Consider the following 9,679-nt stretch of genomic DNA (forward strand, 5'->3'; position numbering starts at 1 on the left):
ATGTAACCTCTTGGGCCTTGTGGGCCTGTTGGACCTTGTGGTCCCATGCATCCTCTTGGACCTTGTGGTCCTGTTGGGCCTTGCGGTCCAATGCATCCTCTTGGACCTTGTGGTCCTGTTGGCCCTTGCGATCCCATGCATCCTCTTGGACCTTGTGGTCCTGTTGGGCCTTGCGGTCCAATGCATCCTCTTGGACCTTGTGGTCCTGTTGGACCAATACAGCAGCAACACTGTTGTTGACATTGGTTGTAATAAGGACATTGTGAGCAATTATATTGATACTCTGGGCAATAGCTTGAATCATTACTATAATCACTATTGTCTACATTTAAACCTTGGTTTGTATAATTTATTTGATTGATGTTTTCACCATTATAATATTCTGACATAAATGATTTCCCCCTATTATCTATATGAAATTTTATTTCTATTGGATTCATTATTATTATACTCACCTATAATAATAAATGTTCATAAAAAACAATAAGGTACTAGGGGATTTATTTCCCTCAGTACCTATCTTTAAATTATATTTTTTACATTTATATTAACTCAAGTTTAATTCCATTCTTCTATTTCTTACTGTCATTCCCAATGATTCATAGAATTTAATAGCATCTTTATTAAACTCCCATACAATCAACTGTAAAGATAAAGCTCCTTCTGATTTTGCATAACTTACAACATAATCAAAAAGTAATCTTCCAATACCATTCTTTTGCTTACTAGCTTTAACACAAAAATCATCTATATAAGCAAATGTCATTGGTCTAAGTATCTGAATACTTCTATGAGCCATAATTTTCACTATGCTATATGCTACCAACTCTTTATTATTAAGATCTTCTACTACAAATACCTTTGTGTCACTGGTGCTTAATAACTCATAAAAATCTTCTTTTATCAAAGGAGTATCAGTATTCACATAAACATCTGGTCTATTTTCAACATGTAAATTATGTACTTCTTTAACAAGATTATTGATCTCAATATAATCGCTTATAATTGCTTCTCTTACATGCAAATTCATAAAAATCTCCCCTCTTTATCCTTGTCTTCTAAATTAGAATTTGATTTAATTTATCTATAATTTGAGTTCATTATCCCCAATCATCTTTTATTGTATTTATGCACTTAAATCCATTATTCAAATACAATTCAGTAGCTTTACTATTCAAATCTGCAACATATAAAATAATTTGCTTGACTCCAGATTTTTGTAAATAATTAATAGCAAAAAATAATAATTTCTTTCCATATCCTTGATTTTGATACTTTTCGTTCACAAACAAATGGTCTATAACATTTTCATTTATTTCAACAGAACCTATCATTTCTTTTTTTATAAACAAAATAAAAACAGAAGAATTCTTTTTTATCATTTCCTCTCTAGTATAAAATGAATCTGGATCTAGATTTGTAGCTATACTCAAACTACGAAAACAATCACAACAAATGCTTCGGTAATCATTGTAATATTCATCACTATAATTAACTACATCTATGTCCGAATTCACTTTTTCACCATAATATTGCATTTCATGTACAATAACTTCAGCCATTTTATACCTCCACTCTTTCTTCCCATGAACAGCTTCTTAGTAATAAACTACTATCCTACCATAGAAATTTCTAATAAAATTTAACTATAGACTATAATCGTAATCTATACTTCTTAACGATAAATAAAATGCTTTATTTCCTTTGAATTATTTAATGTTAATACTTCTGCAACTCGATAACTAAAAACAAAGTCATTAGTTTTAAACAATATATCTTGATTCATTAAGGTGCTCCTCCCAATAATATTAAATATTGTTAAATCTAAGTATTACTTCATCATATATTTGTCCAATTTCCTTCCTTTGCTTTATAGCTTCTAAAAAATAACCTTCATCATACAGTTGTTTTCCCAGCAAAACACCTTCTCTACAATAGGTTCTCCATGAGTTCAATACTTCTTCTAATCTCTTATGATTTCTTGAATACTCATAAGCAGATTGTAGACAAATATGAAATAACTCTAATTCATCATCTTCTTTATATATAAATATTTTTTTGCTTTTTATATAATCCATATTATAATTTAATTCCGTTGCACCAGCAAAACCATCCCTTGCTGCATACCTCAAATTTCTTATTCCCATCATCACCATGGTCCCAAAACACATAGGACAAGGTTCCATAGTTGTATTTAAGGTATATTTCTTTATATTGGGATGTTCCTTTTCTTTTAAATTTATCATAGCAGTCATTTCAGCATGAGCCATATTACTTCCTACCAATGGATTGTTACTAGAATAATCAAAGATTCTATTTCTTCCTCTTGATATGATATTACCCTCTTCATTAACTATAACAGCTCCTATAGGAATAGTATTTCTTTTAAAAGATTCCCAAGCCAATGAAAAAGCCTCTTGCCAAATATTATCTAAATCCATCCACATTTAAATCTCCCCCTTCAAAATTATTATAATATTTATCTATCATTACCCTATGACTATTTGGTATATTGTCAGGTAATTGTTCATAACTAAAAAATTTCAATTCCTTAGTTTCAAAATCATCTATATTTAACACTCCACTAAAACTTTTAGTAAAATATCCAACAGTTATAAAGTATGCTTTATCGCCATTAGGTAAGTCCATATAGCATTTTTCTCCTGATGTAGTCCCTAGTAGCCTTAGCCCCTTAATATCTAATCCGGTTTCTTCCTTTGCTTCTCTAATGGCAGTTTCTTCAAGGGATTCTCCTAATTCTGTAATTCCTCCAACTAGTCCCCACTTATATGGAAATGTTCCCCTTCTTTGAAGCAAAATTTGATTGTTTTTGTTGATTATTAAAATATTTACCCCTGTTAAGTTTATTGCATCATGTCCAACTCTATCACGTATGTATTCTACGTAATTCATATTCTCAAATTTGCTCCTCCTATTGATTATTTCAAGAATCTGACTTACTATAGCCTCTACTGGTAAGGACCCATCTATTACAAAATCAGAGTTTGGTTTAATTGAATTCAATGCTTCTAAATAACCTAATCTTCCACGTGATAAATAAACATCTAAATATTCCCTTATACTCTCAAAAGAAAATTCTTTAAAATCTCTCAGTATACGCCTAGCCATGGCAATATCCAGAGATGTATCAATAAATACTGTCAAATCTATATATTTACTCATTTCATTGTGTTTGTAAGCAAATGGATAATCAAGTATTATGTAGTCTAATGATTCTATAGAATTAGAAAGTAAGGAATTTAAATCATTAATTAAAGGTGTCAAGTTCCATTCATTATAATCTGAACCTCTCTCAACCCACTCACATATATCTTCAGGACCATTAAATTCATAATCGTCAAAGTATAATGCTTTAGAATTATGTAATTTTTTATTTAATACTGTTGTAACAGTAGTCTTTCCACCACCTGATACTGCTGCTATTGCAATAACTAACGTCTTCTTATCATCCATTTTAATCCTCCAGTTCTTAATTTATATTTCAGATATACTTTTATTATCTTGTTATAATTTAAACCATGCAATTATATATTTGCTAAAAAACTTATATTTCTCTTTTTATATAATTTTACTCCACAGTTTCAATATTACCGGTATTACATATTATCAAATAAAACTTTCAAATTTCTTGGAATTGCTTCATACCATTGATCAATTCCTAGCATATACACTTTCGATTTAAAGCCCGCTGAAAAAGAATCAATGGATTTCCCTTCTAATAACATATTGGTTTCTTCTTCTGTAAAAATTATATCCTCAATAATTTTCTCTTTTTGCTCCGAATTCATTGGACAAATATGCTGACAAGCCAAACAATCATATAAGGTGTGATGGGCAGTTATAGGAATCCTAATACACACTTGTGAAACAAGATCTAAATATCTTTGATAAAGTTTCAAATGGTATTGCTTGTTTATCAAATATTTGTAGTGCGCCTTTTGGTGTAATTTTATATTCTAATAACTCATCTTTATATTGAAATACTTCATCTACAAAAATATTTATATGATCATTGAATACGCGAATAACAATAGTTGTTCTATCTATATAGAAACATGGAACTTTAGTCCACATTTTTTCCTTTATATCAGGAACTATATCGTGAATTATATTTCTAATGGACTCCAATCGTTTTTCTTTTTCCACTCCATAACTTGCAAAATAATCTGAAACTTCTTTACATTTAATCCCCATAATTTCCTCCCACTTTTATACTTAATAATTTAACTATAGAGTATACTCACACTGTCAAAGTAATTTTTCATATAATCTAAACCAATTCAACCCATAGTTTCCAAGCCCTAAGTCAACGGTATCAATATATTTAAAACCACATTTTTCATATAGCTTAATTGCAGGTATATTACCTTCATAGACATCCAATCTAATTGATTTAACCTGTGACTTAATACTATGCTCAATAGCAAAATCCATTAACGCTTTACCTACACCACATTTCAAAAACTTTGGGTGTACTACAAATGTATATACTACAAAAACATCTGAATAATCAGACTTAAATCCCCATTCTGCATTATAATATGCAGGTTCAGGCTCATGGCTTAAAATAATAGAACCAACTATTTTATTATTATGCTTTGCTACATAAAGATTTCCATGTTTGACTCCATCAATTGCATTTTGCCGTACAGGATATATCCCTTTTTTCCATCCAGGATAGTTTACTCCTTCTGCTAAATGGTCATTTAAATCGTTATAAAGCTGTTCTAACTCATCAAAATCATCAGCTTGTCCTAGTTCAAAAACTATTTCCATATGTACCCCTCCAATTAACTTAAATTTATCTTCATTAGTCACTATATCCAATTAACCATTCTTCTCTCAAAATTGCATAATGAACAACATCATATAAAATACCTTTTACTTTTACTTCCTGTATGCCAGTTCCTTCATATCTCATACCACATTTTTGCATAACACGACCAGAGCCCTCATTTCCTATGTAGTGCGTAGCTTCAACACGATTCAATTCTAGTTTTGAAAAAGAAAAGTCTAATATTAGATTTAAAGCCTCTGACATATATCCCTTATTCCAATAACCTCTATTCAAAACATAACCAAAACTCGCTTTATTATCTTCAATATATAGTCTTAAATCAATGCATCCAATACATTTTTCTTCTTCTTCTAATTCAATTGCAAAAACTCCACTTTTATCAATATAGTATGTTTTCACAACGTCCTCTATTTCTGATATATCCTTATATGAAGGCCATGTTAAATATTTTGTTACAACATCATCACTGGCATATAAAAAAACATCATCTATATCATCCATAGTGAATGGTCTTAAAATTAACCTCTTTGATTTTAAGAATAAATTTTCTCTTAAAATTTCATTGTAATCAACCACGTTCTACACCTCACTTAAATATTCTTCCTACATCTAGTAATCAATCTCCTTCATTAATTCTAATAACTTCTCTATTAAATTTCTTTTTAATTATGAAAATGGAAAGGTTGCGAATTAACACAACCTTACATTATAGTCATTTCACAAGAGTTAATCCCCGTTACTCAAAAAATTTAAGTATACTACCATCAATGGTGGTAACCTCACAGGTTTTTCCTCCCCATGGCTCCGTTACAATCTCTGTTATTTGATTCCATCCACTCTTCTTGACAAATTTATATAATTGTTCTATATCTTGCACAAGCATGAATCCAACCATTATTGAAAGTGCATCTCCCTTAAACATATGAATTCCTGTAAAGGGCGCAATATGCAACACTTCTATTTCTATAGGTATGTTGCTTACACAACCATAAGTACCAATGTCATCTTCATCTCTTGCATCAATTTGTCCATACCATCCAAGTACTTCTTTAAACCATTTTAACGTTTTATCCATATCTTGGGTGTAATATACCGCTCCTGTTTCTTTTACAACATAGCCTCTTTCACTAAAATCACTCATAAATACTTTTCCTCCTGATAAATTTGATTTTACAGATATACGGGAGAATGTTTTTAAATTACTCCTCTTCTTTCTTGCTATGGATGGAGTTACCCCATGAAATCTGGAGAATGCTCTTGTAAAACTCTCATTAGTTTGATAACCATACTTTATGGCAATTTCCAAAACACTGCTTTCTTCCCTCAAAAGTTCATACCCAGCTAATGTCAGTCTACGGTTTCTAATATACTCTCCTAGAGTGCAATCACACAATATTGTAAATATCCGCTGAAAATTAAAACTTGATGTGTATATCTTCGCAGCTAATATATCAGCATCTAGTTCTGACTCAATGTTATCTTCAATAAAGTCAATTGTGTTTTGAATACTCACTATCCAGTCCACATTCTCACCTCCCTACAATTCTTATCATACTAAAATACAATTTATCATTCTTGACATTTTATGCATAAATTTGTTCGGATATTGTGCTCTCCTTTTAGTTAAGTGGAGCACGCGCATAGTATATTGATATTTAGATATAAATGCCATTTAATGGTTAAATAGTACAATTCCCTTGGGTACAGTTAAATAGATTTTTACATACCTTGAATATTACTCATATATATCCATATATTAATAAATTTATTTTTTCTATTTGAAAGTTAATTATTGTAAGTATTTAATAACCAGCCATCTTCATTAATTCCAACAAATTTTCTGTTATATTAGTTTTTAAATCACCATATTTTTCATCTGAATATTCATACTGACTACCATATCTTTGTTCCTTTGGATAAAAATAAGATGGTCTGCACTTATTCTCTTCAGGTTCCCAATCATAACGAGCTTCAATATGTGCATGTAAATAGTGATCTAAATTCATCAAAATAGAGTAATTAATTCTTAATGGATTACATGCTTTTATAATGGCGTCTCCTATTAATGTCATATCAGTTAAATATTGAGTTCTTTCCTCTAGAGATAATTCATTTAATGAACTCGCTCTCGGATATCCAAGAAGAACACAATATCCAGGCAGAAATTGATTATCTCCTATAACAGCAAAGCCACTTTTCATTCTTACCATTACTGTAGGATTTTCACCTCTTTCTGCAGAACCAATTCTATCACTTTTCCAACTATTCATAATATATTTCCTCCATGTGTTATAAATAAAAATTATTTACTCTATAAACTTTTATTTATAACCTTTTCTACTTTATACCTTTAACAACAAACTCATGTGCACGTTCTTTTATAAAACCTACCTTTTCATATAAAAACCTTGCTGAATTTCCTTCAACTACCCAAAGTGCCACTGTTGTATATCCTTTATCTAACAATATATTAACAGCATAGCTTAACAATGCTTTTCCATACCCTTTATGTTGATGCTCTACTCCTACTGCAAGTGAATCTATTTCATTAGCTTCAAGTCTAACAGCTGCTACTATTTCATCATTTTTACGAAGCAGAAATATATTTTCTGCATTTTCTTTGTACTGATTTCTCTCTTCATCACTTGGTAGGCTCAATGTAGAATCTAGACCCACAGATAAACGCATTTTATGAAATGATTCACTGAAAATTTTTTGACATTCATGATAATACTTATCTTCATAATTTATAATTTCATAATTATATACCGCCAATTTACTGCCATTATAAGTCATAAAATTAGATGTAAACCAATAGTTATACCCATTTTTATACAAAAATGTTTTTTCAACATCACAAACTCTAAAATCACAAACTATTTCCTCAACTCCAACATTTCTCATTGTATCCTCTAAGTGCTTTAACAAGGCAGTTCCAATACCTTTTTTTCTTTTTGCTGGTTTCACATAAAAAGTCATACTAGTCTTTTTACTTACTCCAGTAAATATACCTACACCAACCACTTCAGATTCAACTTCAACAATGCTCCCATGCTGAGGCCATCTATTTAAACAGCTAATTACATCATTTCTTACAAAATCATCATCTGAAATAGGCTTATTTACTTCATCTTTATATTCATACTTATACTCTTTAATACATAAGTTCATAATTAAATATATCCTCCAAATCATTTATTATAAAGATATTGCTACTATATATCCATTTCTATTCTGCTATTCTTCATTTAAATCCCAATAATTACTTTATTTTAATAGCACATTTTTACCATCTTTTATATATACGCTAAAAACTTTAATATTCCTCTTTTTACAAAGTTATACTATATTTTACCTGGATATCTATTTATCTTATGAACAAATCAAACAAATTTAAACAAAAATAAACTTCAGAAGAGCACTATCTCCTCTGAAGCTTATTTACTTATATTTACTATTAAATTAAACTTTATAAAACTAAGGCTTTCCTAACCAAGTTATAATCCCTTAGATTCACAGCATTTTTTATACTTTTTACCACTACCACATGGGCAAGGATCGTTTCTTCCAACTCTTACCTTTTCTATGTTAACTCTATTAGAATTATTTTTCTCTGCTTCTGTATACCCATTATATTTCCAAGCTGGGATTTTTCTACAAACATCATCTATTGCATTAATTATTTCACTTTCCAAAAATTCTGGTACAGATAGATGATCAAGAGTCTTCTTAATTAGTTCTTCTTTACCTTCTAATTGATATGTTTCATATGTAAACTCTAGTAATTGTTCTATGCCATCTCCTGGTATATCATAGTTATCCTTAATAACTTTTATAAATTTTTTATAGTTATTTTTATCACCTATGTAATCTCTTCTACTAGCTTTAAGCAACTCTGTTTTTGTAAGTTGTTTGTAGTCATCTGTTAATCCTTGTAATTTTAGAGCTTCCAACTCCTGTATATCGCATAAAAAACCATTTAACCCAAAACTATCTTCATAGATATACTCAGCACAAGTTTTTTCTCCCATAGCTAAAATTTTCTCTACTTCTTCTAAGGGTAAATCTATCTTTGCATCCTCAGGTAATCTTTCCATAAATTCTTTTGCAGAAATCCCACCATAATAGTAAAGCATACCTCTAAATAACTTTATTATTTCATCATTCTTCTCTATAGACTTCTTGTCTATTTGCGGTATAACTTTAAGAAACTGCTCTGGTGCACAAAGATATAATTTATCATCACTTTCAGCAATATACAACATTCCCATATCTTGCATAAATATAGAGTTTTCGGACTCATCCATATGTCCACTTATAGGAATAATACCGCTATTTTTTAGTATTTTTTGTAAAGAAATATAACAATCACTATCTACATATTTCAATACTTTTAAGATTGCATCTTCATAATTAATGTCAATTTTATCAATCAAATCATCTTTTTTATCAGCTGACTTATATTCAATGTTTAATTCATTCATTATCTCTTTTAAAGTATCCTTGGTTTCCACTTTTAGAAGTTCCTTTAAATCTTTAGAACACTCTCTTTTCAATGCACTCTTAGCTGTCCTTTGAATTCTCTTAAGGATAATTTCATCTACTAACCCTGCAATTTCAGTATCTACATCTTCTAAATATTTTTCATCCTTTAAGTCATTAGCTTCATGTTCTAGGATGTTTGTTTCATTAGTAGTTTCATCCGTAACTTGTTTTTCACAGAAATAAGATTTTTCTTTCATTGTTCCCTCCTGATTTATCTTTATGTTTCAAAAACTATTGTACTATAATTATTTATTAATTTCTATTGAAGTAAAATAGTTAATTCCTTATTTAATAAATTATAACATAAGACAATGA

The 9,679-nt window shown here is 29.8% G+C and carries 12 protein-coding genes; all 12 read right to left on the bottom strand.

The genetic code is table 11. The annotated features are described in order from the left end of the window. Positions 1-547: 547 nt before the first annotated feature. A complete protein-coding gene (locus B3Z56_RS15750; RefSeq protein ID WP_346876893.1) occupies positions 548-1,030 on the bottom strand; it encodes a GNAT family N-acetyltransferase in 483 nt (160 codons plus the stop codon). A 70-nt stretch (positions 1,031-1,100) separates the two neighbouring features. Continuing rightward, a complete protein-coding gene (locus tag B3Z56_RS15755; protein ID WP_346879163.1) occupies positions 1,101-1,562 on the bottom strand; it encodes a GNAT family N-acetyltransferase in 462 nt (153 codons plus the stop codon). A 246-nt stretch (positions 1,563-1,808) separates the two neighbouring features. After that, positions 1,809-2,447 carry a nucleoside deaminase gene (locus B3Z56_RS15760; protein WP_346879164.1) on the bottom strand — a complete coding sequence of 213 codons (639 nt, stop codon included), beginning with the start codon at positions 2,445-2,447 and terminating at the stop codon, positions 1,809-1,811. Further along, positions 2,428-3,474 carry an NUDIX domain-containing protein gene (locus B3Z56_RS15765; protein ID WP_346879165.1) on the bottom strand — a complete coding sequence of 349 codons (1,047 nt, stop codon included), beginning with the start codon at positions 3,472-3,474 and terminating at the stop codon, positions 2,428-2,430. Before B3Z56_RS15765 ends, B3Z56_RS15760 begins: the two co-directional genes overlap by 20 nt. A gap of 143 nt (positions 3,475-3,617) precedes the next feature. Next, positions 3,618-3,809 carry a hypothetical protein gene (locus tag B3Z56_RS15770; protein ID WP_150843676.1) on the bottom strand — a complete coding sequence of 64 codons (192 nt, stop codon included), beginning with the start codon at positions 3,807-3,809 and terminating at the stop codon, positions 3,618-3,620. A gap of 61 nt (positions 3,810-3,870) precedes the next feature. Then, the gene (locus B3Z56_RS15775; protein ID WP_346879166.1) at positions 3,871-4,215 is read right to left on the bottom strand and encodes a DUF1801 domain-containing protein; all 345 of its coding nucleotides are present in this window, start codon (positions 4,213-4,215) and stop codon (positions 3,871-3,873) included. Between the two features lie 54 nt (positions 4,216-4,269). After that, positions 4,270-4,797: a GNAT family N-acetyltransferase gene (locus B3Z56_RS15780; RefSeq protein WP_346879167.1), complete on the bottom strand. Its 528-nt coding sequence runs from the start codon at positions 4,795-4,797 to the stop codon at positions 4,270-4,272. Between the two features lie 34 nt (positions 4,798-4,831). Continuing rightward, positions 4,832-5,395, bottom strand: coding sequence for a GNAT family protein (locus B3Z56_RS15785; protein WP_346879168.1), 564 nt, complete (start codon positions 5,393-5,395; stop codon positions 4,832-4,834). A 160-nt stretch (positions 5,396-5,555) separates the two neighbouring features. Then, positions 5,556-6,344: a helix-turn-helix domain-containing protein gene (locus B3Z56_RS15790; RefSeq protein ID WP_346879169.1), complete on the bottom strand. Its 789-nt coding sequence runs from the start codon at positions 6,342-6,344 to the stop codon at positions 5,556-5,558. A 277-nt stretch (positions 6,345-6,621) separates the two neighbouring features. Next, positions 6,622-7,089: a hypothetical protein gene (locus B3Z56_RS15795; RefSeq protein WP_346873806.1), complete on the bottom strand. Its 468-nt coding sequence runs from the start codon at positions 7,087-7,089 to the stop codon at positions 6,622-6,624. 67 nt (positions 7,090-7,156) lie between these two features. Continuing rightward, on the bottom strand, positions 7,157-7,990 hold the full coding sequence (locus tag B3Z56_RS15800) for a GNAT family N-acetyltransferase (RefSeq protein WP_346879170.1): 834 nt from the start codon (positions 7,988-7,990) through the stop codon (positions 7,157-7,159). A 326-nt stretch (positions 7,991-8,316) separates the two neighbouring features. Continuing rightward, on the bottom strand, positions 8,317-9,561 hold the full coding sequence (locus B3Z56_RS15805; protein ID WP_346879171.1) for an SEC-C metal-binding domain-containing protein: 1,245 nt from the start codon (positions 9,559-9,561) through the stop codon (positions 8,317-8,319). Positions 9,562-9,679: the final 118 nt, after the last annotated feature.

The organism is Clostridium sp. UBA7791, assembly GCF_002480755.1.
Lineage (GTDB): Bacteria > Bacillota > Clostridia > Clostridiales > Clostridiaceae > Clostridium_J > Clostridium_J sulfidigenes.

Coding starts and splice junctions, on each gene's coding strand:
- B3Z56_RS15750 (WP_346876893.1), bottom strand. CDS start 1,030: ATGAATTTGCATGTAAGAGAAGCAATTATAAGCGATTATATTGAGATC.
- B3Z56_RS15755 (WP_346879163.1), bottom strand. CDS start 1,562: ATGGCTGAAGTTATTGTACATGAAATGCAATATTATGGTGAAAAAGTG.
- B3Z56_RS15760 (WP_346879164.1), bottom strand. CDS start 2,447: ATGTGGATGGATTTAGATAATATTTGGCAAGAGGCTTTTTCATTGGCT.
- B3Z56_RS15765 (WP_346879165.1), bottom strand. CDS start 3,474: ATGGATGATAAGAAGACGTTAGTTATTGCAATAGCAGCAGTATCAGGT.
- B3Z56_RS15770 (WP_150843676.1), bottom strand. CDS start 3,809: ATGAATTCGGAGCAAAAAGAGAAAATTATTGAGGATATAATTTTTACA.
- B3Z56_RS15775 (WP_346879166.1), bottom strand. CDS start 4,215: ATGGGGATTAAATGTAAAGAAGTTTCAGATTATTTTGCAAGTTATGGA.
- B3Z56_RS15780 (WP_346879167.1), bottom strand. CDS start 4,797: ATGGAAATAGTTTTTGAACTAGGACAAGCTGATGATTTTGATGAGTTA.
- B3Z56_RS15795 (WP_346873806.1), bottom strand. CDS start 7,089: ATGAATAGTTGGAAAAGTGATAGAATTGGTTCTGCAGAAAGAGGTGAA.
- B3Z56_RS15800 (WP_346879170.1), bottom strand. CDS start 7,990: ATGAACTTATGTATTAAAGAGTATAAGTATGAATATAAAGATGAAGTA.
- B3Z56_RS15805 (WP_346879171.1), bottom strand. CDS start 9,561: ATGAAAGAAAAATCTTATTTCTGTGAAAAACAAGTTACGGATGAAACT.